This window comes from Geodermatophilus sp. SYSU D00079, from assembly GCF_054050635.1.
Window position 1 is genome coordinate 274,004 of the sequence record NZ_JBJGZS010000001.1, and the last position, 26,739, is coordinate 300,742.

General features: G+C 76.5%; 25 protein-coding genes, 1 tRNA gene and 1 pseudogene. 12 read left to right on the plus strand and 15 right to left on the minus strand.

Going from position 1 to position 26,739, the window contains the following annotated elements:
* Positions 1 to 40: 40 nt before the first annotated feature.
* The 4 genes from ACI79E_RS01375 to ACI79E_RS01390 form a co-directional block, all read right to left on the minus strand.
* A complete protein-coding gene (locus ACI79E_RS01375) occupies positions 41 to 1,231 on the minus strand; it encodes a LytR C-terminal domain-containing protein (protein ID WP_456930752.1) in 1,191 nt (396 codons plus the stop codon).
* 692 nt (positions 1,232 to 1,923) lie between these two features.
* Positions 1,924 to 2,286 carry a DUF3263 domain-containing protein gene (locus tag ACI79E_RS01380; RefSeq protein WP_456930753.1) on the minus strand — a complete coding sequence of 121 codons (363 nt, stop codon included), beginning with the start codon at positions 2,284 to 2,286 and terminating at the stop codon, positions 1,924 to 1,926.
* An 81-nt stretch (positions 2,287 to 2,367) separates the two neighbouring features.
* Positions 2,368 to 3,285, minus strand: coding sequence for an EamA family transporter RarD (gene rarD / locus ACI79E_RS01385; protein ID WP_456930754.1), 918 nt, complete (start codon positions 3,283 to 3,285; stop codon positions 2,368 to 2,370).
* A 42-nt stretch (positions 3,286 to 3,327) separates the two neighbouring features.
* The gene (locus tag ACI79E_RS01390) at positions 3,328 to 3,759 is read right to left on the minus strand and encodes a CBS domain-containing protein (protein ID WP_456930755.1); all 432 of its coding nucleotides are present in this window, start codon (positions 3,757 to 3,759) and stop codon (positions 3,328 to 3,330) included.
* An 83-nt stretch (positions 3,760 to 3,842) separates the two neighbouring features.
* On the opposite strand from ACI79E_RS01390, the gene ACI79E_RS01395 reads away from it, so the two are divergent.
* The 3 genes from ACI79E_RS01395 (at position 3,843) to ACI79E_RS01405 (ending at position 6,387) form a co-directional block, all read left to right on the plus strand.
* Positions 3,843 to 4,256, plus strand: a complete 414-nt coding sequence (locus ACI79E_RS01395; protein ID WP_456930756.1) for a DUF5313 family protein — start codon at positions 3,843 to 3,845, stop codon at positions 4,254 to 4,256.
* Positions 4,257 to 4,303: 47 nt separating this feature from the next.
* Entirely contained in the window at positions 4,304 to 4,717 is a 414-nt protein-coding gene (locus tag ACI79E_RS01400; protein ID WP_456930757.1) for a Rieske (2Fe-2S) protein, read from the plus strand.
* Between the two features lie 107 nt (positions 4,718 to 4,824).
* On the plus strand, positions 4,825 to 6,387 hold the full coding sequence (locus ACI79E_RS01405; RefSeq protein WP_456930758.1) for a M20/M25/M40 family metallo-hydrolase: 1,563 nt from the start codon (positions 4,825 to 4,827) through the stop codon (positions 6,385 to 6,387).
* Between the two features lie 52 nt (positions 6,388 to 6,439).
* Here ACI79E_RS01405 and ACI79E_RS01410 read toward each other — a convergent pair.
* Positions 6,440 to 6,512: transfer RNA gene (locus tag ACI79E_RS01410), tRNA-Thr, on the minus strand.
* 157 nt (positions 6,513 to 6,669) lie between these two features.
* On the opposite strand from ACI79E_RS01410, the gene ACI79E_RS01415 reads away from it, so the two are divergent.
* Positions 6,670 to 7,248: a hypothetical protein gene (locus tag ACI79E_RS01415; RefSeq protein WP_456930759.1), complete on the plus strand. Its 579-nt coding sequence runs from the start codon at positions 6,670 to 6,672 to the stop codon at positions 7,246 to 7,248.
* Positions 7,249 to 7,267: 19 nt separating this feature from the next.
* Here ACI79E_RS01415 and ACI79E_RS01420 read toward each other — a convergent pair whose 3' ends face one another.
* Positions 7,268 to 7,894: a hypothetical protein gene (locus ACI79E_RS01420; RefSeq protein ID WP_456930760.1), complete on the minus strand. Its 627-nt coding sequence runs from the start codon at positions 7,892 to 7,894 to the stop codon at positions 7,268 to 7,270.
* A 148-nt stretch (positions 7,895 to 8,042) separates the two neighbouring features.
* Here ACI79E_RS01420 and ACI79E_RS01425 point away from each other — a divergent pair, with 148 nt between their 5' ends.
* The 3 genes from ACI79E_RS01425 (at position 8,043) to ACI79E_RS01435 (ending at position 11,686) form a co-directional block, all read left to right on the plus strand.
* Positions 8,043 to 8,819, plus strand: a complete 777-nt coding sequence (locus tag ACI79E_RS01425) for an ABC transporter permease (RefSeq protein WP_456930761.1) — start codon at positions 8,043 to 8,045, stop codon at positions 8,817 to 8,819.
* Positions 8,820 to 8,924: 105 nt separating this feature from the next.
* Positions 8,925 to 10,313, plus strand: a complete 1,389-nt coding sequence (locus ACI79E_RS01430; protein ID WP_456930762.1) for a trypsin-like peptidase domain-containing protein — start codon at positions 8,925 to 8,927, stop codon at positions 10,311 to 10,313.
* A gap of 167 nt (positions 10,314 to 10,480) precedes the next feature.
* Positions 10,481 to 11,686: a DUF445 domain-containing protein gene (locus ACI79E_RS01435; protein ID WP_456930763.1), complete on the plus strand. Its 1,206-nt coding sequence runs from the start codon at positions 10,481 to 10,483 to the stop codon at positions 11,684 to 11,686.
* Positions 11,687 to 11,717: 31 nt separating this feature from the next.
* On the opposite strand, the gene rlmB is transcribed toward ACI79E_RS01435, so the two are convergent.
* From rlmB to ACI79E_RS01460, 5 genes are all read right to left on the minus strand, one after another.
* On the minus strand, positions 11,718 to 12,707 hold the full coding sequence (rlmB, locus tag ACI79E_RS01440) for a 23S rRNA (guanosine(2251)-2'-O)-methyltransferase RlmB (protein WP_456930764.1): 990 nt from the start codon (positions 12,705 to 12,707) through the stop codon (positions 11,718 to 11,720).
* A complete protein-coding gene (gene cysS, locus ACI79E_RS01445; RefSeq protein ID WP_456930765.1) occupies positions 12,689 to 14,092 on the minus strand; it encodes a cysteine--tRNA ligase in 1,404 nt (467 codons plus the stop codon). The genes rlmB and cysS overlap by 19 nt, the downstream gene beginning before the upstream one ends.
* Before the next feature lie 114 nt (positions 14,093 to 14,206).
* The gene (ispF, locus tag ACI79E_RS01450) at positions 14,207 to 14,701 is read right to left on the minus strand and encodes a 2-C-methyl-D-erythritol 2,4-cyclodiphosphate synthase (protein ID WP_456930766.1); all 495 of its coding nucleotides are present in this window, start codon (positions 14,699 to 14,701) and stop codon (positions 14,207 to 14,209) included.
* Positions 14,698 to 15,366 carry a 2-C-methyl-D-erythritol 4-phosphate cytidylyltransferase gene (gene ispD / locus ACI79E_RS01455; RefSeq protein ID WP_456930767.1) on the minus strand — a complete coding sequence of 223 codons (669 nt, stop codon included), beginning with the start codon at positions 15,364 to 15,366 and terminating at the stop codon, positions 14,698 to 14,700. Before ispD ends, ispF begins: the two co-directional genes overlap by 4 nt.
* 41 nt (positions 15,367 to 15,407) lie before the next feature.
* Positions 15,408 to 15,890 (minus strand): CarD family transcriptional regulator, encoded by a 483-nt coding sequence (locus tag ACI79E_RS01460; protein ID WP_097206868.1) that lies wholly within the window; start codon positions 15,888 to 15,890, stop codon positions 15,408 to 15,410.
* Positions 15,891 to 15,982: 92 nt separating this feature from the next.
* On the opposite strand from ACI79E_RS01460, the pseudogene ACI79E_RS01465 reads away from it, so the two are divergent.
* Positions 15,983 to 16,744: pseudogene (locus ACI79E_RS01465) on the plus strand (UbiA family prenyltransferase); the annotation flags it as partial.
* A gap of 171 nt (positions 16,745 to 16,915) precedes the next feature.
* Here ACI79E_RS01465 and ACI79E_RS01470 read toward each other — a convergent pair.
* The gene (locus ACI79E_RS01470; protein ID WP_456930897.1) at positions 16,916 to 17,965 is read right to left on the minus strand and encodes a hypothetical protein; all 1,050 of its coding nucleotides are present in this window, start codon (positions 17,963 to 17,965) and stop codon (positions 16,916 to 16,918) included.
* Between the two features lie 10 nt (positions 17,966 to 17,975).
* Positions 17,976 to 18,569 (minus strand): RNA polymerase sigma factor, encoded by a 594-nt coding sequence (locus ACI79E_RS01475; RefSeq protein ID WP_456930768.1) that lies wholly within the window; start codon positions 18,567 to 18,569, stop codon positions 17,976 to 17,978.
* A 223-nt stretch (positions 18,570 to 18,792) separates the two neighbouring features.
* Between ACI79E_RS01475 and ACI79E_RS01480 the strand changes: the two genes are divergently transcribed.
* The 3 genes from ACI79E_RS01480 (at position 18,793) to disA (ending at position 22,116) form a co-directional block, all read left to right on the plus strand.
* Entirely contained in the window at positions 18,793 to 19,497 is a 705-nt protein-coding gene (locus ACI79E_RS01480; protein ID WP_456930769.1) for a hypothetical protein, read from the plus strand.
* Between the two features lie 50 nt (positions 19,498 to 19,547).
* A complete protein-coding gene (radA, locus tag ACI79E_RS01485) occupies positions 19,548 to 20,912 on the plus strand; it encodes a DNA repair protein RadA (RefSeq protein WP_456930770.1) in 1,365 nt (454 codons plus the stop codon).
* A gap of 118 nt (positions 20,913 to 21,030) precedes the next feature.
* Positions 21,031 to 22,116: a DNA integrity scanning diadenylate cyclase DisA gene (gene disA / locus ACI79E_RS01490; protein ID WP_456930771.1), complete on the plus strand. Its 1,086-nt coding sequence runs from the start codon at positions 21,031 to 21,033 to the stop codon at positions 22,114 to 22,116.
* A gap of 51 nt (positions 22,117 to 22,167) precedes the next feature.
* Here the strand turns inward: disA and ACI79E_RS01495 are convergent, their stop codons facing one another.
* Complete coding sequence (locus ACI79E_RS01495; RefSeq protein ID WP_456930772.1) at positions 22,168 to 22,863, minus strand: MucR family transcriptional regulator; 696 nt, start codon at positions 22,861 to 22,863, stop codon at positions 22,168 to 22,170.
* Positions 22,864 to 22,940: 77 nt separating this feature from the next.
* Between ACI79E_RS01495 and ACI79E_RS01500 the strand changes: the two genes are divergently transcribed.
* Positions 22,941 to 23,840, plus strand: a complete 900-nt coding sequence (locus ACI79E_RS01500; RefSeq protein WP_456930773.1) for an A/G-specific adenine glycosylase — start codon at positions 22,941 to 22,943, stop codon at positions 23,838 to 23,840.
* A gap of 197 nt (positions 23,841 to 24,037) precedes the next feature.
* On the opposite strand, the gene ACI79E_RS01505 is transcribed toward ACI79E_RS01500, so the two are convergent.
* On the minus strand, positions 24,038 to 26,566 hold the full coding sequence (locus tag ACI79E_RS01505) for an ATP-dependent Clp protease ATP-binding subunit (RefSeq protein WP_456930774.1): 2,529 nt from the start codon (positions 26,564 to 26,566) through the stop codon (positions 24,038 to 24,040).
* Positions 26,567 to 26,739: the final 173 nt, after the last annotated feature.

The following is a 26,739-nucleotide window of genomic DNA, read 5'->3' on the forward strand; positions in this document are numbered from 1 at the left end:
GGCGTCCCGGTGTTCCGGGACGGCGCGCCGCGCAGGCGGCTCAGGGCCGCCACTCGCCGGTGGTGACCACCACGAGGCCGGGGGCGGCGGCGCCGGGCACCTCGAAGAAGCGCTCCACCGGCCCGGTGATCTGCGGGAACTCCTCGACCAACTGGACGGCGGCCTGCCGCTGGGTCTCGTCGCCCGCGGTGAAGTACACGGTGGTGACCGCGACGTCGCCGCCCTGGTACTGCCCGACGCCGGGCGACTCCCAGCCCTGGGCCCCGAGCGCCTCGGCGACGTCGGCGGCGAGGCCGGTGACGCCGGTGGCGTTGAGGACCGTGACCGGGGCGCGCACCGGCTCGGCCGGGGCCGCGTCGGCCGGCGGCAGCGGGGCGACCTCCAGGGGCGGCAGGGCCGAGCTCGGGGCGGCCGGGGGCGCCGTCGCCGACGGCGTGGCCGGGGCGGTCCGCCCGGCCGAGGTCTCCTGGGCGCCCGGACCGGCGAAGGAGTAGACGCCGAGGACGAGCAGTGCCACCACGGCCACGGCGAGCAGGCCGGCGGCTGCGCGGCGCACCCCCGAGCCGCGGCGGCCCCCGCCGTCCTCGTCGTCGAGGGAGGCCGCGGTCGACCCGCCGCTGCGGCGCGCGGCCTTGCGGCGCTCGGCCTCGGCGGCCTGGCGCTCGGCGCGGAAGGCCGCCCGGCCCCCCACCACACCGGTGTCGGTGCCGGTCGACGGGCCGGTGTCCGGGCCTCGTCGGCGGTCGCGGTCGCCCTGGGGGCCGCGCTCCTCGTCGTCCCGGTCGCCGCGGGCGGGGGTGCGGTCGGGGATGGCCTCGGTGGCCGGTGGCGGGGTCCGGTCGGCTCCGGCCGCCGACTCCCGGACCGGGTTCCGGTCGGGGATGGCCTCGGTGGCCGGCGGAGCGGCGTCCCGGGTGCGCGAGGGGCTGGTCCAGTCGCGGTAGCCGGGCGCGGCGTCGTCCGGGGCCGGGGTCGGCCGGGCACCCCAGGACGGCCGGCGAGCCGGCGGCTGGGCCGGGTCCGCCTCGGCGGGGTGGCCCGTGGGGGCGGTGCCGGAGCCGCGCGGCGTCGGCTCCTGCCCCGGCCGGCCGGGGGCGGACGCGGGCTCGTCCGGCGCCGGGTCCGGCCGGGGCACGGCCTGGAACGGCGCGACCGTGGTGCTCGGCGCCGCGGGAGCGGCCGACGCGGACGCGGCGGGCGCCGACCCGGCCGGCGGGAGGGGCAGCCGCACCCGGGTCTCCGGCGCCGGCTCGACCGGCCGGGGGCGGGCCGGCGGCGGCACGGGCCGCGCGGGGGCTGCCGCGCGCGCCGCCGCGGGGGTGGCGCCGGCTCGGTCGGCCGCGGCGGCACCCGGGCCCGCGAGCGGGGCCGGGGCGCGACCGGCGAGGGGGGCTCCGGGCCGCCCGGCAGCGGGAGGAGCAGCGGCCCGCCCGGCGGCCGGTACCCCGTCGGGTCGTCCGACGGCCGGGGCGCCGCCGGGTCGTCCGACGGCCGAGGTGGCGCCGGGTCGGCCGGCAGCGGGCGGGGTGGCGGGCCGGCCGGCGACCGGCACCACGCCGGGCCGCCCGGTGCGCGGGGCGCCCGCTGCCCGCCCGGGCACCGGAGCCGCCGCGGGGCGGGCGGCGGCGGGCGTGGCCGGAGGGGTGGCACGCGGCGGGCGCGCGGTGGTGGCCGGCGCTGCCGGCGGCAGGGTCCGGGCGGGCGGGCGCCGGCGGCCGGGGTCCTCCCCCGCGTCGAGCAGGCCGTCGCGGCGGCGGTCGGCGCGGCTGCGACCCGGCGTCGTCGGGTGGTCGCTCAGGTCGGACTCGACCACGACCGGGGGTGTCGGGCCGTCCGTCCGGCGTCGACCGTGGGGGACCGGGGTGGCCCCCCGGTCCGATATGTCACTGCCTGACGCGGCGTGCCTGCCCACGGTGACCAAATCTAGATGGCTGAGCCCCTGTTGCCCAGGACGTGGGACGCACGGCGCCGTCCCCGTGCCTCCCGCAGCCGGCGCAGGCGGCGGACGAGCAGCGGATCGGCCTCCAGCGCGGCGGGCCGGTCGACCAGGGCGTTGAGCACCTGGTAGTAGCGGGTCGGCGCGAGACCGAACCGCTCCCGGATCGCCGTCTCCTTCGCACCGGGCCGCCGCCACCACTGGCGCTCGAAGGCGAGCATCTCCTGCTCGCGCCCGCTCAGGCCGCCGGCGGGGACCGGCGCCGTCTCGGGAGTGGGCGGTTCGGACGCGGGCGGGGGCAGCACCTCGCCCCCCGGCGGGGAGACCGCGGGAGCTGGTTCGGCAGGCATCGGACGTCCTTCTCGGGAGGTGGTGAGGACTCGACGGTAGCCCCGCCCACCGACATCCCGGGACCCCTCACCGGCGCGCCCTCAGACCGGTGCGACCGCCGCCTCGGCGGCCCGCCGGCGGCTGCCCGCACGGGCCTGCCGGAGGCTGTCGACGGTGAACACGGCGAGGGCGACCCAGACGATGACGAAGCCCACCAGCCGGGCCGCGGGCATCGGCTCGTGGTAGACGAACACGCCGATCGCCAGCTGCATGAGCGGCGTGACGTACTGCAGCAGCCCGACCGTCGACAGCGGGATGCGGCGGGTGGCGGCGGCGAACAGCAGCAGCGGGATCGCGGTGGCGATCCCCGAGCTCATGAGCAGCAGCAGGTGCCCCGTGCCCGCGGTGCCGGCGGTCCCCTCCCCCTGCGCGTGCAGGACGGCGAGCACCACCCCCGCCGGGACGACGACCAGCGCCGTCTCCACGAACAGCCCGGGCGCCGCCTCCACCCGGACCACCTTCTTCATCAGCCCGTAGAGGCCGAAGCTGACCGCGAGGGCCAGCGCGATCCACGGCGGGCGCCCGTAGTCGACGGTGAGCACGGCCACCGCGACCGCGGCGATGCCGACCGCCGTCCACTGCAGCGGGCGCAGCCGCTCACTGAACACGACCACCCCCAGCAGCACGCTGACCAGGGGGTTGATGAAGTAGCCGAGCGAGGTCTCGACGACGTGGCCGGAGTTGACCGCGTAGACGAAGACCAGCCAGTTCACGGCGATCAGCACCGCCGCGCCCAGCAGCACCAGCAGCGAGCGGCGGTCGCCGAACACCGCACGGACCAGCGACCAGCGGCGGACGGCGGTCAGCAGCCCGGCGACGAAGACCAGCGACCACAGCACGCGGTGGGCCACGATCTCCAGCCCACCGGCCGGCTCCAGCAGGGGGAAGTACAGGGGGAACAGCCCCCACATGCCGTAGGCGGCCAGCCCGGAGGCGACCCCCGAACGCCGTTCGTCCACCGGGGCACCGTACGCCGGGGCGCGCCCGCGACGCGGGAGCCCTCAGGAGGTCTGGATGTAGTCGACCAGCTGGGCGCGTTCGTTCTCCAGCTCGTCCAGGCGGGCCTTGACGACGTCCCCGATGGACACGATGCCCACCAGCCGGCCGCCGTCCACGACCGGCACGTGGCGGACGCGGTGGTCGGTCATGGTGCGGGCGAGCTCCTCGACGCCGGATGCCGGGACGCAGGTGTGCACGTCGGCGGTCATGACGCTGGAGACGGGGTCGGCGAGCAGCTCCGCCCCGCGCTCGTGCAGCGCCCGGACGACGTCGCGCTCGGAGACGATGCCGTCGATGGAACGCCCGTCGGCGGAGACGACGAGGGCACCGACGCCGTGCTGGGCGAGCAGCGCGAGCGCCGTGCGGATGCTGGCCGAGGCCTCGACGGTGGCGACGTGGGCGCCCTTGCGGCGGAGCAGCTGGCTGATGTGCACGGGACCTCCCGGGCGAGACGGCGGGAGCAGTGTGCTCCTGGCCACAGGGCCCCGGCAACGCCGCGGAGGCCTACCGTCGAGGTGTGCAGCAGACCCGGTCCACCGAGCGCCGCCCCACCGCCTGGCAGTGGGTGCGGTACGCGTTCGGCGGCGGTCTGCCCGCGGAGCTGTCGCCGTGGGTGCTCGCCGACACCACCGAGCCCGGCTGGGTCCGGCGACACCTGACCCGCGCCCTCGTCCAGCTGCTCCCGGTCCTGGTGCTGTGCCTCGCGGTGGTGCCGGTGCCGTTGGCCTACCGGCTGTCCGCGGCGGCCGGCGGGCTGCTGCTGGGGTTGTTCTTCTCCACGGCGTTCATGACCGAGACCATCGAGCACCGCGTGGCCAAGGCCGGCTACCCGGCCGGCACGGCGGCCCGGGTGCGCGCCGAGCGCGCCGAGCGGGAGCAGCGGGAACGCCGCGCCCCCTACCGCCGGGACGGCGCCGGCAGCTTCGACTGACCGTGTGCCCGACCGGCCCCGCCGGCCGGGTGGGGCACGATCCCCCGGTGGTCCCGCCCGCCTGCCCGTCCCGCCGCGCCCTCCTCACCGCCACCGGCGCCGGCCTGGGCGCCCTCGCGCTGGCCGCGTGCGGAGGGGCCGACGTCCGCCAGGTGACCGACGCGGGCAGCGGCACCGTCCTGGCGCGGCTGGACGACGTGCCCGAGGAGGGCGCCCTGGAGCTGGCCGTGGGCGACCGCCGGGTGCTCGTCGTCCGCGCCGGCGACACGGCGGCGGCCTACGACGCCGAGTGCCCGCACCAGGCCTGCGCGGTGCGCCCGGCCCGCAGCGGCCGGCTGGTCTGCCCGTGCCACGGCTCGGCCTTCGACCCGGCGGGCGGCGGGGTGGTGCAGGGTCCGGCCACCGCCCCGCTGGCGCCCGTCGCGGTGGTCGTGGCCGGCGGCGAGGTGCGGCTGGCCTGAGCCCCGCCCGGGCCACCTGCCCGTTTGACGGACGTGACCCGGGTCACGGATGGTGCTGGGGGCTGCGGAACGCCGTTCCCGCCCCGCCCCCGGACAGAGGAGCCTCCGTGCACCCATCCCCCCGGCGCCGCTGGGCCGCACCGGTCCTGCTCGCCCTCGCCTCCCCCACCCTCGTCGCGGTACCCGCCGCAGCCGCCGACGGGCCCGACACCTCCGCGCTGCGCGACGCGGTCACCGTGGAGGGGATCGGCGAGCACCTCGAGGCGTTCCAGCAGATCGCCAAGGACAACGGCGGCACCCGCGCCAGCGGCACCCCCGGGTACGACGCCTCGGGCGACTACGTCGCCGACCGCCTGCTGGACGCCGGGTACCGGGTGACCGAGCAGGAGTTCACCTTCCCCTACTTCGAGCAGACCGCCCCCGCGACGTTCGTGCGGACGGCGCCCACCGAGCGGGTGTACGCGGCGGAGGAGTTCGCCGTCGCCGAGTACTCGGGCTCGGGCACCGTGTCCGCCCCCGTGCAGGCCGTGGCCGACAACCTCGTCCCCCCGCCGCCGGAGCCCAACAGCTCGACCGCCGGCTGTCAGGCCGAGGACTACGCGGGGTTCACGGCCGGCAACATCGCGCTGGTCCAGCGCGGCACCTGCACCTTCGGGGAGAAGGCGACGGTGGCGGCGGCCGCGGGTGCCAGCGCGCTGATCATCTTCAACGAGGGCCAGGAGGGCCGGACCGAGGTGCTGCAGGGCACGCTCGGCGGGCCGCTGCCCGCCGAGGCCGCCATCCCCGTGGTCGGCACCAGCTACGCCGTCGGCGAGGAGCTCACCACCCTCCTCGGCGGCGGCGAGGTGCGCGCGGACATCACCACCTCGACCCTGTCGGAGCAGCGCACCACCTCCAACTACCTCGCCGAGACCCGGACCGGCCGCACCGACGAGGTCGTCGTCGTCGGCGTCCACCTGGACTCGGTGCCCGCCGGTCCGGGCATCAACGACAACGGGACGGGGTCGGCCACCGTCCTGGAGATCGCCGAGCAGTTCGCCGAGCTCGGCATCGAGCCCCGCAACGCCGTCCGCTTCGCGTTCTGGGGCGCCGAGGAGTCCGGCCTGCGGGGCTCCACGCACTACGTCGCGGGCCTGACCGAGCAGGAGCGGGCCGGCATCGCCCTCAACCTGAACTTCGACATGCTCGGCAGCCCGAACGCCGTCCGCTTCGTCTACGACGGCGACGCCTCGGACACGCCCACCGCCGGGCCGGCGGGCAGTGCCGACATCGAGCGCGTCTTCGTCGACCACTTCACCTCCGTGGGCCTGGCCACCGCGCCGACGGAGTTCAACGGCCGGTCGGACTACGGCCCCTTCATCGCCCAGGGCATCCCGGCCGGCGGCCTGTTCTCCGGCGCGGAGGGGATCAAGACCGAGGAGCAGGTCGCGCTCTTCGGCGGGACGGCGGGCGTCGCCTACGACCCCTGCTACCACCAGGCCTGCGACGACACCGCCAACGTCGACGAGCAGGTGCTCGGTGAGCTCGGGGACGGCGCGGCCCACGCGGCGCTGTGGTTCGCCCAGGCCGAGACCCTGCCCGGCGCAGCACCGGCGGCGGACCCGGGCGCGGGCGGGTCGGGCGGCGGCGGGGCGGCGGACGGCGGCTCCGCCGGGCACCCGGACCGCTGACCCCGGCCCGACGGCGGGGGTGCGCCGCGGCACCCCCGCCGTCGGTCGCGTGAGCCGACGAGGGGACTCGAACCCCTAACCGCCCGATTACAAGTCGGGTGCGCTACCAGTTGCGCCACGCCGGCGGGACACGGGACACGTCCCGGCACCAGCATAGGGAGGCCGCGGCGGAGGTCCGTGCCGCGCCGGCGGTGACCCGGGCGCCCACGGCGCTCGGCGCCGGGGCGGGGGTACGGTCCGGCCGGGGACGGGGGTGTGGGCCGGACCCCCGCGTCCAGCACCATGACGGAGGCGACGGTGGTGATCGACGACACGCCCAGCAGCAGCGGGAACCGCGCCGGGGCGTCCCCGGCGCCCGGCCGCGACGAGGCCGGCTGGGACCGGGACGAGGCCTCCGCGCGGAGGGACGACGCCGCCCTGGAGCGGGACCAGGCCGCCCGGCGGCGGGACGCCGACGCCGCGGACCGTGCAGAGCGCGCCGCGGACCGGGCCGCCGCCGCGGTCCGGCGGGACGCGGCGAGCGCGCAGCAGGCGGACCCCCCTCCGCGAGCACCCGGCCGGTCCGGCACCGGGCCGCTGTCGGGCCCCGACGCACAGCAGGCCGAGATCGACGACGAGGTGCGGGCCACCGTCCGGGAGCAGGTCCGCACCACCCGGCAGCAGGCCGACAGCGACCGTCGCCTGGCCGCGGCCGACCGCGCCGCCGACGCCCTCGACCGCGCCGCCGACGCCGCCGACCGGGCCGCGGCGCGACGGGACCGGGAGGCCGCCGCCGAGGACCGCGCCGCCGCCCGCACCGACCGGACGGTGGCCGCCGCGGAACGCGAACAGGCCGAGGTCGACCGCGCCCAGTGGTCGTAGGGCGCCGCGGCGGGGAGCCCTAGGCGGCCGGGTCGCCGTGCCGGAGGTGGACGGCGGGGTCGCTGCCGGGCAGCGGGACGGCGGCCATCCACCGGGCGAACCCGACCGGGTCACGGCGCTCCAGCTCGTCCAGCGTCTCCTGGCGGCGCGCCACGATCGCCTGCCGGGCCGTCGCGTCCAGGGGACCGGCCAGCGCGGCCGTCGTCCGGACCCACTCGCGGCCCAGGTCGCCGGTGGACAGCGCCGACACCGGGGACGACGTCACCACGGGCGCCGGCGGCGCCGCGGCCGGACGGGCCGGCGGACGGCTGCGCACCATCCACACCGCCAGCCCGGCGGCGACGCCCGTGCCCGCGACCAGGAGCGTGAGGAGGGCCCCACCGAGCGCCGCCGTGCCGCTGAGCACGAGGAGCACCACGACCGTGACCACGGCCGCCTGCCACGCGGCCGCCACGGTCCTGCGGCGGTCCTGCCCGGAGGACTCCCGCGCGATGCCCGCAGCCAGACACCCGGCGACCACCGCGGCGATGCCGACGGCGACCAGACCCGTCGGGGGCAGCGCGAGGCCGCCGACCACGACGAAGCCGCTGAGGGCGACGCAGCCGGTCCCCAGCAGGAGACGGGCGAGAGGTCCGCGGATGGGCACGGGGCAGCCTCCAGGACGCCGGCCGGACACAGGGGCGGGCGCCGCCGGGAGCGGCGACCCGAGCCGCCCCTACCCAGATCGACCGGTGCTTGCACGCACCGTGGCCGGCCGGCGCCGGCCGCTCCCCCACCGGGCAGGATCGGCGCCCGTGGGCTCCTCCGTCGTCGACCTCGGCCCCCGGCTCGCCGTGGTGCTCGGCCTGCTCACCGTCCTCGCGGCGGTGGCCGGCCGGGTCTCCGGCCTCGGCCAGGACCGTCCGGTCGTCGTGGCCGCGCTGCGGGCGACGGTGCAGCTCGGGGTCGTCTCCGCGGTCCTGCTCGCGGTGGTCGGCTCGCTGCCGCTGTCAGTGGCGTTCGTGCTGCTCATGCTCGGCGTCGCCGCGGCCACGGCGGCGGGCCGGGCCACCGGGCTGCCGGTCCGCGCCCCCGGCACGCTGCGCCGGGTCGGGACCGCCGCCCTGCCGGTGGCCGTCGGGGCGGTCCCCGTGACCGCCCTGGTGCTGGCCGGCGGCACCGTGCCGCTGCGCGGGGTGGCGGTGATCCCGATCGCCGGCATCCTCATCGGCGGCGCGATGACGGCGACCTCGCTGGCCGGCCGCCGGCTGCGCGAGGAGCTCACCTCGCGGCGCGGCGAGGTGGAGGCGGCACTGGCCCTCGGGTTCCTGCGGCGGGACGCCGTCCTGGAGATCGGCCGTCCCGCCGCGGCGACCGCCCTCGTCCCGCCCCTGGACCAGACCCGCACCGTGGGACTGGTCACACTGCCGGGCGCGTTCGTCGGTGTGCTGCTCGGGGGCGGCAGCCCGCTGGAGGCCGGCGCCGCCCAGCTGCTCGTGCTCGTCGGCCTGCTCGCCGCGCAGGTCGGAGCCGTGTGGACGGTGACCGAGCTCGTCGCGCGCGGCCGGCTGCTGGCCGACGTGCCCCGGTAGGGGCGTCCAGCGACCTCACAGCGGGTCACCAGCAACGGGGCAGCGGCCGGACCGACAGTGTTCTGCGAGGGCAGCGGACCGCTGCTCGTGAGGAGGACTCGGACAGTGAGCGACTACGGCACCCCCCGCCCGGCGCCCGGCCCGTGGGCGCCCCCGTCGGCGTGGCAGCAGCCGGTGCCGGCGCAGCCGGCCGGAGGACAGCCAGGCGCCACGCACCCCGCGGCGCACCCCGCCGGCCCCGGCCAGGCGACGGCCCCGCAGCACGGCGCCGCGTACCCCGCCGCGGGGTACCCGCCCGCCGGGCAGCCGGTCCCCGGCCAGCCCGGGGGCCCGGGCGGGCCCGACGGCACCGCGCAGTTCCCCCCGGCCGCGCCCGGCCCCCAGCGGGGGCAGCGCTCCGGCAGGTGGCGGATGGGCATCGCCGGCCTGGTCGCCGGCGCACTGATCGGTGGTGGCGCCGGTGCCGGTGTCGCCACCCTCGTCGACGGTCCGGACGGCGGCGGCGGATCGGTCGCCGCCCAGAACGTCACGATCACCAACCCCGAGACGGCCACCGCGGTGACCGCCGCCGCGGCCAAGGCGGCGCCCAGCGTGGTGACGGTGTACGTCACCGGCGCGTCGGGCTCCGGCAGCGGCTCCGGCGTCGTGCTGACCGACGACGGCTACGTGCTCACCAACAACCACGTGGTGAGCCTCGACGGCGCCGGCGGGCAGGCCACGGTCTCGGTGCGCACCTCCGACGGCACGCTGCACGACGCCACCGTGGTGGGCACCAACGCCGTCTACGACGTCGCGGTGCTCAAGGTGGACGGCGTCTCGGACCTGACCCCGGCCACGTTCGCCGACTCCGACGAGGTGCAGGTCGGCGACCTCGCCGTCGCCATCGGTGCCCCGCTGGGCCTGTCGGACACCGTGACCGACGGCATCATCAGCGCCACCGGCCGGGCCGTGGCCACCGGCTCCACCGAGGGCGACGCCACGGTCATCGACGCCCTGCAGACCGACGCGGCGATCAACCCGGGCAACTCCGGCGGCGCGCTGGTCAACGGCGCCGGCGAGGTCGTCGGCATCAACACCGCGATCGCCACGGTGGCCTCCGGCGGCCCCGGCGGGCAGTCGGAGAGCGGCAGCATCGGCGTCGGCTTCGCCATCCCCGGCAACACCGCCCACCGGATCGCCGAGGAGATCATCCAGAACGGCTCCGCGGAGACGACCTACCTCGGGGTCAGCGCGCAGACCGCGTCCGCCGGCGGCAACAGCGAGATCGGCACCGGCGCGCAGATCGTCCGGGTGGAGCCCGGCACCCCCGCGGCCGACGCCGGACTGCAGGCCGGCGACGTCGTCACCGCCGTCGGCGACCGGGTGGTGACCACCTCCACCGAGCTGACCGCCGCGGTCCGCAGCGCGACCCCCGGTGACCGGGTGAGCCTCACCGTCCAGCGCGGCCAGGACACCAGCCAGGTCGAGGTCACGCTCGGCAGCACCACCGGCTGACCTGCCCGTGGACGGGGATGGCGGCGGGGTGCCTAGGCTCGGGGGGGGGGGGGGGGGGGGGGGGGGGCGCGGCCCCCCCCCCCCCCCCCCCCCCCCCCCCCCCCCCCCCGACCGCCCCGCTCGCCCGCTCCCTCGACGACCCGGAGCGGGCCCGCGACCTCGCCCGGATGAAGCGGCTGGCCACCGGTCTGTTCCTCGTCGCCGCGGCCGTCTTCGTCGCCTGCGTGCTGCTGGGGCCCGAGACCGGGGCGTGGGTCGGCTACGTCCGTGCGACCGCCGAGGCCTCGATGGTCGGGGCGCTGGCCGACTGGTTCGCCGTCACCGCGCTGTTCCGGCACCCGCTGCGGCTGCCGATCCCGCACACGGCGATCATCCCGCGCAAGAAGGACCAGATCGGCGCCAGCCTCGGCTCGTTCGTCCAGGAGAACTTCCTGACCCGGGCCGTGGTCGAGGAGAAGCTGACCACCGTCGACGTCCCGGGCCGGCTCGGCGCCTTTCTCGCCGCCCCCGGCCGGGCCGAGCGGCTGGCCGGGGACGCCTCGGCGGTGCTGCACTCGGTGGCCGACCTGCTCAAGGACGACGACCTGCAGCCCGCCGTCGCCGCCCTCGTCGACCGCAAGCTGCACGCCACCCCCGCGGCCCCGGTCGTGGCCCGCGCCCTGGAGCTGGTCGTCGACGGCGACCGCCACCAGGAGGTGCTCTCGGCCGCGCTGCGGGGGCTGGCCCGCTTCCTCGAGGACAACCGGGTGGTCTTCCGCGCCCAGCTGGGCGACGCCTCCCCCGCCTGGGTGCCCGACTGGGTCGACGACCGGGTGTTCGACCGGGTCTTCGCCGCCGTCCAGGGCTTCCTGGAGGAGGTCGGCGAGGACCCCCGGCACGAGCTGCGGCGGGACTACGACGCCCGGCTGCGGGCCTACGTGCACGCGCTGCGCACCGACCCGGCGACCGCGGGCCACGTCGAGGAGCTGAAGAAGGAGCTGCTCGAGCACCCCGCCGTCCGGGCCTGGTCGGGATCGCTGTGGAGCAACCTCAAGAACGCCGTCCTCGCCGCCGCCGCCGACCCCGAGTCGGTGCTGCGGACCCGGGTCGCCGCGCTGATCGGCGACGGCGCGCGGCTGCTGCAGACCGACCCGACGGTGCGCGAGCTGGTCCAGCGGCGGGCGCACACGATCGCCGGCTCCCTGGTCGAGCGGTTCGCCGGCGACCTGGCCGACCTGGTCGGCGGGACGGTGGCCCGCTGGGACACCGAGGAGACCAGCCGCCGGATCGAGCTGCAGGTCGGCCGGGACCTGCAGTGGATCCGCGTCAACGGCACCGTGGTCGGCGGCCTGGCCGGCCTGGTGATCTACACGGTCGCCCAGCTGCTCGGGTAGCGGAGGCCGACGGCGCAGGAGCCGTGCGGGGTCACCCTCCGCCGGAGCGGCGGGCGGAGGCGGCGGCGTAGAGGGCGATGCCGGCCGCCACGCTCACGTTGAGCGACTCGGTGTCCCGGGCGATGGGGATGCGGACGACGACGTCGCAGCGCTCCCGCACCAGCCGCGACAGCCCGGTGCCCTCGGCGCCCACCACCAGCGCCACCGGGTCGGCGAACCCGTCGAACTCGTGCACGTCGACGTCCCCGTCGCCGGCCAGGCCCACGGTCATGAGCCCGGCGTCCTGGTAGGAGCCGAGCGCCCGGGCCAGGTTGACCGCACGGGCGACCGGCAGCCGCGCCGCGGCGCCCGCGCTGGTGCGCCACGCCGAGGCGGTCATGCCCACCGACCGGCGCTGCGGGACGACGACGCCGTGCGCGTCGAACGCGGCCGCCGACCGGACGACGGCACCGAGGTTGCGGGGGTCGGTCACGCCGTCCATGGCGACGACCAGCGGCGGCCGGCCGGAGTCACGGGCGAGGTCGAGCAGGTCGTCGGGGTGCGCGTACTGGTACGGCGGCACCTGCAGGCCGATGCCCTGGTGCAGCGCCCCGCCCGACATCCGGTCGAACTCGGCCTTGCCCACCTCCAGCAGCGGCAGTCCCCGGTCGCCGGCCAGCGCGATGGCCTCGGCGATCCGCTCGTCGACCGCACCGCGGGTGTCACCGGTGACCACGTAGAGCGCGGTCGCCGGGATCTGCGCCCGCAGCGCCTCGACCACCGGGTTGCGGCCCAGCAGCAGCTCGGGCGCCTCCTCGGCGCGCTGCCGGCTGCGCTCCCGCTCGACCCGGCGCCGCGCGTCGGCCTGGGCCCGGCGCTGCGCCGGGTGCCCGGTGCGGGCCTCGGCCGGCGGGGTGGCGCCGCGACCGGCCAGCGCCCGGCGGTTCTTGCCACCGGTGCCCGCGGTGGCCGTCTTCTTGCCGGCGCCGCTGCTGCGGCCCCGTCGCTGACTGTTGCCGGCCATCAGCGGCTCAGCTCCCATCGGGGTCCGTTCGGGGTGTCCTCGACCTGCACGCCCAGACCGGCGAGCTGGTCGCGGATGGCGTCGGCGGCGGCGTAGTCCTTGCGGGCGCGGGCGGCCTGCCGCTGCTCCAGCGCCAGCGCCACCAGCCCGCCGGTGACCTCGGTCAGCCGGTCGTCGCCGCTCCCAGCGGCCCAGTGCGGGTCGAGCGGGTCCAGGCCCAGCACGGCGAGCATGGCACGCACCGAGCCCAGTGCCGCGGCCACCGCCTCGTCCTTGCCCTCGGACAGTGCGGTGTTGCCCTGCCGCACCACCTCGTGGACCACGGCGATCGCCGCGGGGGTGCCCAGGTCGTCGTCCATCGCCGCCCGGAACTCCGGGGGGAGCTCGGGCTTGCCGGCGTCCGGCCCGACCCGCTCGGCCGCCCGCCTGACGAACGACTCCAGCCGCCGGTAGGCCGCGCCGGCCTCGGCGAGTGCGGCGTCGGTGAACTCGATCGTCGACCGGTAGTGCGGTGCGACCAGGTAGTAGCGCAGCTCCACCGGCCGCACGCGCTTCACCACCTCGTCGACCAGCGCGGTGTTGCCCAGCGACTTGCTCATCTTCTCGCCGCCGAGGGTGACCCAGCCGTTGTGCAGCCAGTACCGCGCGAACCCGTCACCGGCGGCCATCGACTGGGCCCGCTCGTTCTCGTGGTGCGGGAAGCGCAGGTCCAGCCCGCCGCCGTGGATGTCGAACTCCGCACCGAGGTAGCGCTCGGCCATCGCCGAGCACTCCAGGTGCCAGCCGGGCCGGCCACGGCCCCAGGGCGTCGCCCAGCCGGAGGACTCCGGCTCGTCGGCCTTGTGCGCCTTCCACAGGGCGAAGTCGCGGGGGTCGCGCTTGCGCTCGTCGCTGTCGGTGTCGGCGGCCGGCTCGAGGGCGTCCAGCCGCTGCCCGGTGAGCTCCCCGTAGCCGGGGAAGGAGCGGACGTCGAAGTACACGTCACCGTCGGCGGCGTAGGCGTGGCCGCGCTCGATGAGCCGCTCGATCATCGCCACCATGTCGGGCACGTGGCCGGTGGCGCGCGGCTCGTAGGTCGGCGGCAGCACCCCGAGCACGTCGTAGGCGCGGGTGCAGGCCAGCTCGTTGGTGTAGGCCCAGGCCCACCACGGGACGCCGTGCTCGGCCGCCTTGGCCAGGATCTTGTCGTCGATGTCGGTGACGTTGCGGACGTACCGGACCTCGAGGCCGCCCGCGGCCAGCCACCGCCGGAGGACGTCGAAGTCGAGCTGCGCCCGCACGTGACCCACGTGCGGCGGCCCCTGCACGGTGAGCCCGCAGACGTAGATGGAGGCCTGTCCCGCACGCAGGGGCGTGAAGTCGCGGACCGCTCGGGCGGCCGTGTCGTACAGGCGGAGGCTCACTGCGCGGAGTCTACGGAGCGCGGCACCGGCTCCGCGCGGAGTCCACGGAGCGCGGCACCGGCTCCGCACGGAGTCCACGGAGCGCGGCACCGGCTCCGCACGGGGCCGCGGTGCTCAGGTCGGCCCGGCGTCGGCCCGGACCACCAGCGCGGTCGCCATCGCCGCGCGGCCCTCACCCCGGCCGGTGAGGCCCAGGCCGTCGGTCGTGGTCGCGGTGAGGCTGACCGGTGCGCCCAGGGCGGCCGACAGCACGGCCTCGGCCTCGGCCCGGCGCGGCCCGACCCTGGGACCGTTCCCGACCAGCTGCACCGCGGCGTTGCCGACCCGCCACCCGGCCGCGGCGAGCGTGGCCCGGACGTGCTCGAGCACCGCCGCACCGCGGGCGCCGGCCCAGCGGGGGTCGTCGGTGCCGAGCAGCCCGCCGATGTCGCCGAGGCCGGCGGCCGAGAGCACGGCGTCGGTCAGCGCGTGGGCGACGACGTCGCCGTCGGAGTGACCGGCGCAGCCGTCGACCCCCGGCCACTCCAGCCCGGCCAGCCAGCAGGACCGGCCGGCCTCGATCGGGTGGACGTCGACCCCGAGCCCCACCCGCGGCAGGTCGGCGCTCACCGGTCCGCGCCCAGCTGCAGCTCGGCGAGGGCCAGGTCGTGGGCGACGGTCACCTTCGCCGCCCGCTCGTCGCCGGCCACGGTGGCGACCGGGAGCCCGGCGGCCCGGACCACCGCGGCGTCGTCGGTCAGCTCCGCGTCCGCGGGCAGGCCCGCGTAGGCCGCGGCGAGGGCGGCCCGGGCGAAGCCCTGCGGGGTCTGGACCCGGCGCAACGCCTCCCTGGGGAGGGCCCCGGTGAGCACGCCGTCGCCGTCCACGGTGACGGTGGTGTCGACCACCGGGAGGACGGGGACCACGGCCGGGGCGCCGGCGTCCAGCGCGTCGAGCACCCGGCGGACGACGTCCGGTGGCGTCAGCGGACGGGCGGCGTCGTGCACCAGCACCGCGTCGGCGCGGTCGGTGGCCGCGGCGAGGGCGGCGCGCACCGACGCGGTGCGCGTGGCACCGCCGACGACCAGTCGCACGTCCATCGGCAGCACCGTCGCAAACGCGCCGAGCTCCGACGCCGGGACGGCGACCACCACGTCGGCCACGCCGGCGTCCCGGAGGGTGTCCACGGCCCAGCAGACCAGCGCCCGCCCGCCGAGCGGCACCAGCGCCTTGGGCCGATCCGCCCCCAGACGCAGACCACTCCCGGCCGCTGCGACGATGCCGACAGCGTGCACGGGAGTGGTCTGGGACGTGCGGGGGTTCGCCGAGCCGGGGCTCAGCTGGCGAGGACCTCGTCCAGGAGCACCTCGGCCTTGTCCTCGTTGGTGCCCTCGGCGAGCGCGAGCTCGCTGACCAGGATCTGGCGGGCCTTGGAGAGCATGCGCTTCTCGCCCGCGGAGAGCCCACGGTCCTTGTCGCGGCGCCACAGGTCGCGGACGACCTCGGCGACCTTGTTGACGTCACCGGAGGCGAGCTTCTCGAGGTTGGCCTTGTAGCGACGCGACCAGTTGGTCGGCTCCTCGGTGTGCGGGGCGCGCAGGACCTCGAAGACCCGGTTCAGCCCCTCCTGACCGACGACGTCACGGACGCCGACGATCTCTGCGTTGTCGGCCGGCACGCGCACGGTGAGGTCGCCCTGGGCGACCTTCAGCACGAGGTAGGCCTTCTCTTCACCCTTGATGACCCGCTTCTCGATCGCCTCGATGAGCGCGGCACCGTGGTGCGGGTAGACAACGGTCTCGCCGACAGTGAAGCCCATGTGTGTGTGACCCCTTTCGCTGTCCACAGGTTACCACGGCAAACTGACGAACGGGACGGCCGAGATTCGTAAATCCGCAGGTCAGCGGCCCCATGAAGTACCCGGGAGGGGTTGACAGCAGCGTGGTCGATGTGCCTGCACACCCCGCCCGGCCGGGGGTCACGGCCCGCGCCCTGGTGCTCGCCACCCACCCCGGGCCCGCCGTCGCGGTGACCCTCGTGGCCACCCTCCTGGCCGTCGCCGCGGGCTCACCGGCGGGTCGGGTGGCGCTCGTGGGGGTGGCCGTCCTCGCAGGTCAGGCATCCATCGGCTGGAGCAACGACTGGCTCGACGCCGATCGCGACCGCGCCGTCGCCCGCGCCGACAAGCCGGTGGTGCAGGGTGCGGTCGCCCCCGCGCTGCTGCGCTCGCTCGCCCTGGGCGCGGCCGCGGCGGCCGTCGTCCTGTCGCTGCTGCTCGGGCCCGTGCCCGGCCTGCTGCTGCTGGTCCTCGTGGTGAGCGGGTGGGCCTACAACGCCGGCCTGAAGCGCACCGCCGTCTCGGCCGTGCCCTACGTGACGGGGTTCGGCGCACTGCCCGCCGGCGTGGTCGCCGCGGCACCCGGCGCCCCGGCCGCACCGTGGTGGCTGGTCGCCGCCGGCGGCGCGCTCGGTGCCGCCGCACACCTGGCCAACGTCGCGCCCGACATCGAGGACGACCTGGCCACCGGCGTGCGCGGGCTCCCCCACCGGCTGGGCGCCCGCGTCTCCGCCGTCGTCGGTGCGCTCCTGCTGGGCGGGGCCTCGCTGGTGCTCGTCCTCGCCCCCGACGGCCGACCGACCGCGGCCGCCTGGGTGGGGCTCGCGCTGGCGCTGCCCGCCGTCGTGGTCGCCGCCCTCGCGGGCGGCCCCCGGTTCCGGCGGCTGGCCTTCCCCGCGGTCATGCTGCTGACCGTCCTGGACGTCGTCCTGCTGCTGGCCGGTGGGGGGGGGGCGGGGGGGGGCCCGCCCCCCCCCCCCCCCCCCCCCCCCCCCCCCCCGCCCCGGTCACTTGCGGCCGTTGCCGTTCCCGTTCCCGTTCCCCTGGCCGTTGCCGTTGCCGTGGCCGTTGCCCGGGGCGGACTGCTCGACGGGGACCGACTGCTGCGGGGTGACGGGCACCGCCTCCTCGACCGGGGCCGGGACGGGAGCCGGCACCGGGGCCGGAGCGGGAGCCGGCTCCGGAGCGGGAGCCGGGGCCGGAGCGGCGTCCCGGGCGGCCTTCTGCTCGGCCTTGCGCTGGTCGTGCTCCGCCTTGCGGGCTGCGTTGCGCTCGTGCGCCTCCCGGCTCACCGTCGCGCCGTGGTTGTCCGGGTGCGCCTTGCCGACCCCGCCCTCCGTGGGCTCGGGCGCCTCGGCGGCCGGGTCCTCCGGCTCGGCCACCGGGTCCGTTCCCGGATCGGTCGCCGGGCCGGTGGGCTGGGTCGGGTCGGTCGCCCCGTCGTCGCCGGTGACCGGGTCGACGGTGCCGCCGTCCTCGACAGGGGCGCCGTCCCCGACGGGGGCGCCGCCCTCGACGGGAGCGTCGCCCTCGACAGGGGCGCCGTCCTCGACGGAGGACGAGCCGGCCGGGTCGACCGACCCCGGGGCGTCGACGCCGCCGGTCTCCTGGGCGGGGTCGCCGGAGTCGGGCAGGTCGGCGCCGGTGACCGTCTCGACGGCGCCGGAGACGGCGTCCTGCACCGGCCCGGGCAGGACGCCGGCGGTGCCGGCGCCGGTGAGGGCGACGACGACGGCGCCGGTCCCGGCGGCCGCCTTGGCGAGGGCGCCGGCCGAGGCGATCTTGGCGGCGAGGGTGGTGAGCAGCATGCGAGGCCTCTTCCGTGAGGTCCGGGCGGTGGGCCCGGCCGTCCCGCAGGACGGTTCCTGGGTGGGGGTGAGGTGACCGGTCGCCAGCAGCTCGGCCAGGGCCGCGTTCGGCCGTCCCGGCGCGGTGCCGCCGGCCCGGACCGCGTCGGTGAACGCGGCCAGGCCGGAGGCGCCGTCCGGTACCGGACGGCCGGCGAGGCAGGCCTCGAAGGCCTGCTCGGCGGCTCGGGCGTCGGCTGGGATGGTCATCTCGTCCTCGTCATCGCCGGAGGGCCGCTGGAGGGTGCGCGGGGGATGCCACCCGTTCGGGTGGAACGCCCTCGAGGGCGGCCCGCAGGCTGCGCAGCCCGCGCCGCTGCAGGGCCTTGACCGAGCCCGCGGACCGGCCCAGCACCTGCGCCACCTGGTCGACGGTGAGGTCGCCGAGGATCCGCAGGAGCAGCACGGCCCGCTGGTCGCCGGGGAGGGTGCCGCAGAGCCGGTGGACGTCCGTGGCGCCGATCCGCACCAGGGCGTCGTCCTCGACGTCACCACCGCCCAGCTCGTCCAGCGACGCGTCGTCGTCGTGCACCTGCGGACGGCGACCGCGGCGCCGCCAGTCGTCGACCAGTCGCCGGTGGGCGATGGTGAAGACCCACGCACGCAGGGCGTCCTCGTCCCCACGGAAGCCGGCCAGCCCGGTGAGGACGCCGATGAACGTCTCGCTGGCCAGGTCGTCGGGTTCGACCGCCCCGTGCAGGCGCAGGTAGCCGGTCACCGCCGGGGCGAGGTCGCGGTAGAGCACCTCGAAGGCCCAGGCGGCCCCCGCCTGGGCCGCGGCCAGGACGTCGTCGAACGGCAGTCCCGTCCGCACACAGCCTCCCGTCGCCGGTCCCCGTCTCCGCCTGGTGATCGGCAGCCGAGGAGCGGGCCTGCACCGACATCACCCGGACGGGTCGCGGAGGCCGCCGCACCGTCCGGCCACGGCGCCCCGGCACCCGTTCCCTCCCGGCGGGCGCGGGGGGACGGGCGTTAGGCTCGGCGCGACCCGGGCCATCGACGTGCGGTGGCCGGCACGTCCCTGGAGGTCGACGGCTGTGAACCGCGCACTGCGCGCCGCCACGATGGGTGCCCTGCTCCTCAGCCCGATCGCGCTGACCGCGTGCGGCGCCGGGCAGGTGACGCAGACCGCCACCCAGAACCGGGACAAGGTCGGCGCCGAGGCCCAGGTGGGCTCGATCACCCTCCGCCAGGTCACGCTGGAGCACCCCGACGAGGGGCGCTACGACGCCGGCGACGACGCCCCCTTGCGGATGGCGGTGATCAACTCCGGCAACGAGGACGACACGCTCGTCGGCATCGAGGGCGAGGGTTTCGACGGCGTGCTGGTGACCGGCCAGGCCAGCGCCTCCCCCGCCGTCCCCGCGTCCCCGTCGGCGTCCGCGCCGGCGACCGGCGCCGCAGGCACGACCACCGCACCCGCCGCCGGCGCCACCACGGCCGCACCGGCAGCGTCGTCGCGGGTCGACGTCCCCGTCCCCGGCAACTCCACCGTCTTCATCGGGGGTGACGGCGACCTCACCGTCGAGCTGGCGGACCTGACCGAGGAGCTCACCGCCGGTCAGAGCATCGAGCTGACCCTGACCTTCCAGCAGGCCGGCGAGGTGACCGTCCGCGCGATCGTGGCCAACCCCGACCGCGTGCTGCCGCGCGAGGAGGGCTTCGACTTCCACACGGAGGAGGGGTCCCACGACCAGGACACCGAGGTCGCCGGCGGGGGCAACCCCGAGTCCGGCGGCTGAGCCCGCGCGGCTGTCCCGGGACTGTCGTACCCGGCGGTTAGCGTCGCCGGGTGCCCGCAGGAGTGAAGTCCGCCCGCCCCGCCCACCGCTGCACCGAGTGCGGCTACGCCTCGGCCAAGTGGGTCGGCCGCTGCCCTGAGTGCCAGGCGTGGGGCACCCTGCAGGAGGTGGGCGTCCCGGCGTCGCCGCTGCGTGCCGTGGCCGCCGGCCCCGTCACCGCCCCGGCCGTGCCGATCGCCCAGGTCGAGCTCGCCGCGGCGCGCGCCGTCCCGACCGGCATCGAGGAGTTCGACCGGGTCCTGGGCGGCGGCCTGGTCCCGGGCGCGGTGCTGCTGGTGGCCGGCGAGCCCGGCGTCGGCAAGTCCACGTTGCTGCTGGAGGTGGCCCACCGGGTCGCCGCCTCGAACGGCCCCGCGCTGGTGGTGTCCGGCGAGGAGTCGGCGGCCCAGGTGCGGCTGCGCGCCGAGCGCATCGGGGCCCTGCACGACCGCCTCTACCTGGCCGCCGAGACCGAGCTGTCCGCCGTCCTCGCCCACGTGGAGCAGGTCGCGCCCTCGCTGCTGGTCCTCGACAGCGTGCAGACGGTGCGCTCCCCCGCCGTCGACGGCACCGACGGCGGCGCCACCCAGGTGCGCGCGGTGGCCAGCGCGCTCACCGGCGTGGCCAAGAGCCGCGGGATGACGACGATCCTGGTCGGCCACGTCACCAAGGACGGCGCGATCGCCGGCCCCCGCGCCCTCGAGCACCTCGTCGACGTCGTCATCTCCTTCGACGGCGAGCGGCACTCGACCCTCCGGCTGATCCGCGCGGCGAAGAACCGGTTCGGCCCGGCCGACGAGATCGGCTGCTTCGAGATCGGCGACGGCGGCGTCATCGGCGTCCCCGACCCGTCGCACCTGTTCGTCTCCCGGCGCGCCGCCCCGGTGCCCGGCAGTTGCGTCACCGTGACGATGGAGGGCAGCCGCCCCCTGCTGGCCGAGGTCCAGGCCCTCGTCGCCGGCTCCGGTGGGGGCGGGTCGCCCCGGCGCGCGGTCAGCGGCCTGGACAGCCAGCGGGTGGCGATGGTCAACGCCGTGGTGGAGCGCCGCGGCGGGGTGCGCCTGGCCGACGCCGACGTCTTCGCCGCCTCCGTGGGCGGGGTGCGCATCGCCGAGCCGGCCGCCGACCTCGCCCTGGCCCTGGCCATCGCCTCCGCCGCCAAGGACGTCCCTCTCCCCCAGGGCCTGGTCGCCCTCGGCGAGGTCGGGCTGTCGGGGGAGATCCGCCGGGTCGGCGGCACCTCCCGCCGCCTGGCCGAGGCCGCCCGCCAGGGCTACCGGGTGGCCCTCGTGCCCGAGGACGCCGGCCCGGCGCCACGCGGCATGCGCCTGGTCGAGGTACCCGACCTGGGAGCCGCGTTCGCCCGCCTGTTCTGAGAGTGACGATCCCGGGACGACCGTCGCCGGAACCGGTGGGACAGGTCACCGCCCCCGGCCGATACGGTCGGGTGACACGTAGACTCAGCCGCCACTACACCGAACGTCAGGAGCGCTCGTGCCCGCCGCCGTGGATCCCGAGGTCGCGCTCCGGGAACTGCTCGGTCGAATCGCCCCCGGGACGGCGCTGCGCGACGGCCTGGAGCGGATCCTCGCCGGGCGCACCGGTGCGCTGATCGTGCTCGGCTACGACCGCGTGGTCGAGTCCATCTGCACCGGCGGGTTCGCCCTCGACGTCGCCCTGTCCGCCACCCGGCTGCGGGAGCTGGCCAAGATGGACGGCGCGGTGATCGTCTCCTACGACGGGTCGCGGATCGTGCGGGCCGGCGTGCACCTCATGCCCGACCCCACCGTCCCGACCGAGGAGTCGGGCACCCGGCACCGCACCGCGGAGCGGGTCGCCATCCAGACCGGCTTCCCGGTGATCTCGGTCAGCCAGTCGATGCACATCATCAGCGTCTACGTGGCCGGCCGGCGCTACACCCTCGAGCACCCGACCACGATCCTGGCCCGCGCCAACCAGGCCCTCGCCGCCCTCGAGCGGTACAAGCTGCGGCTCGACGAGGTGGCCAGCACGCTGTCGGCACTGGAGATCGAGGACCTCGTCACCGTCCGCGACGCGATGAGCGTCAGCCAGCGGCTGGAGATGGTCCGGCGGATCGCCGACGAGATCGAGGGCTTCGTCGTCGAGCTGGGCACCGACGGCCGGCTGCTCGCCCTGCAGCTGGACGAGATGCTCGCCGGCGTCGAGGAGGACCGCGGCCTGCTGGTCCGCGACTACCTCCCCGGCGGCGCCCGCCGGCCCCGGACGATCGAGCAGGTGCTCACCGACCTGCGCGCCCTGTCGGCGACCGAGCTGCTCGACCTCTCCGCGGTGGCCCGGTGCTACGGCCTGCCCACGTCGGCGGAGGCGCTCGACTCCCCGGTCAGCCCGCGTGGCTACCGGCTGCTGGCCCGCGTGCCGCGGCTGCCGGCCGGGATCATCGACCGTCTGGTCGACCACTTCGGCGGCCTGCAGAAGCTCCTCGCCGCCACGATCGAGGACCTCCTGGCCGTCGAGGGCGTGGGCGAGGCCCGTGCCCGCGGCATCCGCGAGGGCCTGTCCCGGCTGGCCGAGACCTCGATCCTCGACCGCTACAGCTGACGGAGGACCCGTCCTCCCCGTCCCTCGCGAGCCCCGGGACGGGGCCGCCCCTCAGACGACGGCGAACGGGGCGTCGCCGCTGACCTTGGTGTCCAGCCGGCCCCGCAGCACGTACTCCCCCGGCCCCAGCACGGCGCGCTCGGCGCTGCAGGTCGGCTCGCTGGTGCGGCTGCCCCAGACCAGCGGGAACGCGACGCTCTCCCCCGGCGCCAGCGTGCGGGTGTCGTCGCTGGCCTCCGGGAAGCAGTCGTTGCTGCCCCACAGCCGGGTGCCGGCCCCGTCGAGGAGCAGGATCTCCTGCACCTCCTTGTCCAGGGTCCGCACGCACGGCACGGCGGACACGTTGGTGACCACCAGCTCGAACGTCGGCCGCCCACCCACCGGGGCACTGCCGGGGCTGCGCACCTCCAGCCCGATCATGTCGTCGCCGCAGGGCCCACCCGGGGTCGGAGCGGGCGGGGCCTCGGCCGGGGCCGGCTCGGGCTGGTCGGGCACCTCGGGCGGTGGCGTCGGCGTCTGCACACTGGCCAGGGACGGCACCACCTGCTCCAGCGCGGGGGGGTCGGTGGGCTCGGCCGGCGTCGTCCCGGTCGGTGTCGAGGCCGCCGTCGCGCCGCGGGAACCGCCGCTCGCCGCCGCCACGACCAGCCAGCCCCCGCCGCCGAGCACGGCGACGAACAGGGCCAGGACCAGGAGGCGACGCCGCCAGTAGACCGCCGCGGGCAGGGGTCCGACCGGGTGCAGCACGCCGAGAACGGTAGTGCGCGTGCCGCCGGCCGGTGCCGTCGGCACGCCGTCCCCGGCAGGCGGCACACTGGGTCCCCGTGGACAGCTCGCCCAGCCCCTCGCCGACGCGCGGGGACGACGTCGGCGAGGTCCTCGTCGACTGGTTCGCCACCGCCGCCCGCGACCTGCCGTGGCGGGGTCCGGACGTCGACCCGTGGGCGGTCCTGGTCAGCGAGGTGATGCTCCAGCAGACGCCGGTGGCCCGCGTGGAGCCGGTCTGGCGGGCGTGGATGGCCCGCTGGCCGGACCCGGCGGCGCTGGCCGCCGCCTCGCCCGCGGAGGTGATCCGCGCGTGGGGCAAGCTCGGCTACCCGCGGCGGGCGCTGCGACTGCGGGAGGCGGCCCTCGCCCTCGTGACCCGGCACGGCGGGGTCGTGCCGGCCGACGTGGCGGCCCTGGAGGCCCTGCCGGGGATCGGCACGTACACCGCCCGCGCCGTCGCCTGCTTCGGGCACCACCGCCCCCAGCCGGTGGTGGACACCAACGTGCGCCGGGTCGTGGCGCGACTGGTGCACGGCCGGGCCGAGGCGGGCACCGCCCGGGCCGCCGACCTGACCGACATCGCGGCGCTCGCCCCGGCGGACCCGCAGCGGGCGGTGCGCTTCTCGGTGGCGGTCATGGAGCTCGGCGCGCTGGTGTGCGTAGCCCGGACGCCGCGGTGCGGGGCATGCCCGGTGCGGACCGCCTGCGCCTGGCGCCGCGCGGGCTGCCCGGCGCCCGACGGTCCGGCCCGCAGGGTGCAGAAGTTCGCCGGCACGGACCGGCAGGTGCGCGGACGCCTGCTCGACGTCCTGCGGGGCGCTGAGGGGCCCGTGGCGGCGTCCCTGCTCGACGAGGCGTGGTCCGACGCGGTGCAGCGCGCCCGGTGCCTGGACTCGCTGCTGGTCGACGGCCTGGTCGAGCAGACCCCGGACGGGCGGTTCCGGCTCCCCGGCTGAGCGGGGCCGCACCTCCCCCGCGCTCGACCGCGGGGTCGTGGCCGGCTCGCGCGGCGTGTCGTCGCGTGTCGCCGGCGACGACCCCGTGGACGACGCGAGGGGAGGAGCGACGGCTCGGCCGGCACGCACCGGACACGCGAGAGGGCCGCCCCCGCTCGCGGTGAGCGGGGACGGCCCTGTCGTGTCCTGCTAGCGGGTCACTCGGCCTGGGTGGCCGGCGGCTCCTCGTCGCCGACCGACAGCGCGACCGGCGGGGTGTCGGGGAGGTCGATCGGCTTGGTCTCGCCGCGGAAGGTGAACTTCGCGTCGGCGCCCTCGCCCTCGACGTCCACCACGATGATCTGACCCGCGGTCAGCTCGCCGTAGAGGATCTTCTCCGACAGCGCGTCCTCGATCTCGCGCTGGATGGTCCGGCGCAGCGGCCGGGCACCCAGCACCGGGTCGAAGCCGCGGTGCGCCAGCAGCTTCTTGGCCGCCGGGGTGATCTCGAGGGACATGTCCTTGTTCGCCAGCTGGCCCTCCACGCGGGAGACCATGAGATCGACGATCTCGATGATCTCGTCCTCGGTCAGCTGGTGGAACACGACGATGTCGTCGATCCGGTTGAGGAACTCCGGCCGGAAGTGCTGCTTGAGCTCCTCGTTGACCTTGAGCTTCATGCGCTCGTAGTTGGACTGGTTGTCGTTGCCGACCTGGAAGCCCAGCCCCACGGCCTTGGAGATGTCCCGCGTACCGAGGTTGGTCGTGAGGATCAGGATCGTGTTCTTGAAGTCCACGATCCGGCCCTGACCGTCGGTGAGCCGGCCGTCCTCCAGCACCTGCAGGAGCGTGTTGAACACGTCCGCGTGCGCCTTCTCGATCTCGTCGAAGAGGACCACCGAGAACGGCTTGCGCCGCACCTTCTCGGTCAGCTGGCCACCCTCGTCGTAGCCGACGTAGCCGGGAGGGGCACCGACCAGGCGCGAGACGGTGAAGCGGTCGTGGAACTCACCCATGTCGATCTGGATGAGCGCGTCGTCCTCACCGAACAGGAACTGCGCCAGTGCCTTCGCCAGCTCCGTCTTACCGACACCCGAGGGGCCGGCGAAGATGAAGGAGCCACCGGGACGGCGCGGGTCCTTGAGGCCCGCCCGCGTGCGCCGGATCGCCTGGCTGACGCTCTTGATGGCCTCTTCCTGGCCGATGATCCGCTTGTGGAGCTCCTCCTCCATGCGCAGGAGTCGGGTGGTCTCCTCCTCCGTCAGCTTGAAGACGGGGATCCCGGTCCAGTTGGCGAGGACCTCGGCGATCTGCTCGTCGTCGACCTCGGCGACGACGTCCATGTCGCCGGCCTTCCACTGCTTCTCGCGCTCGGCCTTCTCGGCCAGGAGGGTCTTCTCCTTGTCGCGCAGCGACGCGGCCTTCTCGAAGTCCTGGGCGTCGATCGCCGACTCCTTCTCGCGGCGGATGGCCGCGATCCGGTCGTCGAACTCGCGCAGGTCCGGCGGGGCGGTCATCCGCTTGATCCGCATCCGGGCGCCCGCCTCGTCGATCAGGTCGATCGCCTTGTCGGGCAGGAAGCGGTCGGAGATGTACCGGTCGGCCAGCGTCGCGGCGGCGACGAGGGCGCCGTCGGTGATGCTGATCCGGTGGTGCGCCTCGTAGCGGTCCCGCAGGCCCTTGAGGATCTCGATCGTGTGGGTGAGCGTCGGCTCGCCCACCTGGATCGGCTGGAAGCGGCGCTCGAGCGCGGCGTCCTTCTCCAGGTGCTTGCGGTACTCGTCGAGCGTGGTGGCGCCGATGGTCTGCAGCTCGCCGCGGGCCAGCATCGGCTTGAGGATGCTGGCGGCGTCGATCGCGCCCTCCGCGGCACCGGCCCCGACGAGGGTGTGGATCTCGTCGATGAACAGGATGATGTCGCCGCGGGTGCGGATCTCCTTGAGGACCTTCTTCAGCCGCTCCTCGAAGTCACCGCGGTAGCGGGAACCGGCGACGAGGGCTCCGAGGTCCAGGGTGTAGAGCTGCTTGTCCTTCAGCGTCTCGGGCACCTCGCCCTTGACGATCGCCTGGGCCAGGCCCTCGACGACGGCGGTCTTGCCGACGCCGGGCTCGCCGATGAGGACGGGGTTGTTCTTGGTCCGCCGCGAGAGGACCTGCATGACCCGCTCGATCTCCTTGGCCCGCCCGATGACCGGGTCGAGCTTGGAGTCGCGCGCGGCCTGGGTCAGGTTGCGGCCGAACTGGTCGAGCACGAGCGAGGTCGACGGCGTGCCCTCGGCCGGGCCGCCGGCCGCGGCCGGCTCCTTGCCCTGGTAGCCGGAGAGCAGCTGGATGACCTGCTGGCGGACGCGGTTGAGGTCGGCGCCCAGCTTCACGAGGACCTGGGCGGCGACGCCCTCACCCTCGCGGATCAGGCCGAGCAGGATGTGCTCGGTGCCGATGTAGTTGTGGCCGAGCTGCAGCGCCTCGCGCAGGGACAGCTCGAGCACCTTCTTGGCCCGCGGGGTGAAGGGGATGTGCCCGGACGGGGCCTGCTGGCCCTGCCCGATGATCTCCTCCACCTGCTGGCGGACACCCTCCAGCGAGATGCCCAGGGACTCGAGAGCCTTGGCAGCGACGCCCTCACCCTCGTGGATCAGGCCCAGGAGGATGTGCTCGGTGCCGATGTAGTTGTGGTTGAGCATCCGGGCCTCTTCCTGGGCCAGGACGACCACGCGGCGGGCTCGGTCGGTGAACCGTTCGAACATCTGCTGCTTCTCCTCTGACCGGCTGGTCCGGCACTGCCCTCCCCGTGGTGGGGAGGAGCACCCGACGTCCGTCGGCGCACGGGGGCACCGGTCTTTCCACTGTAGTCGCGGACCCCGCTCCCCCGTCGGCACGCGGCCGGGGCGGTGGAGAGGGACTGCACGGTCCAACCGAT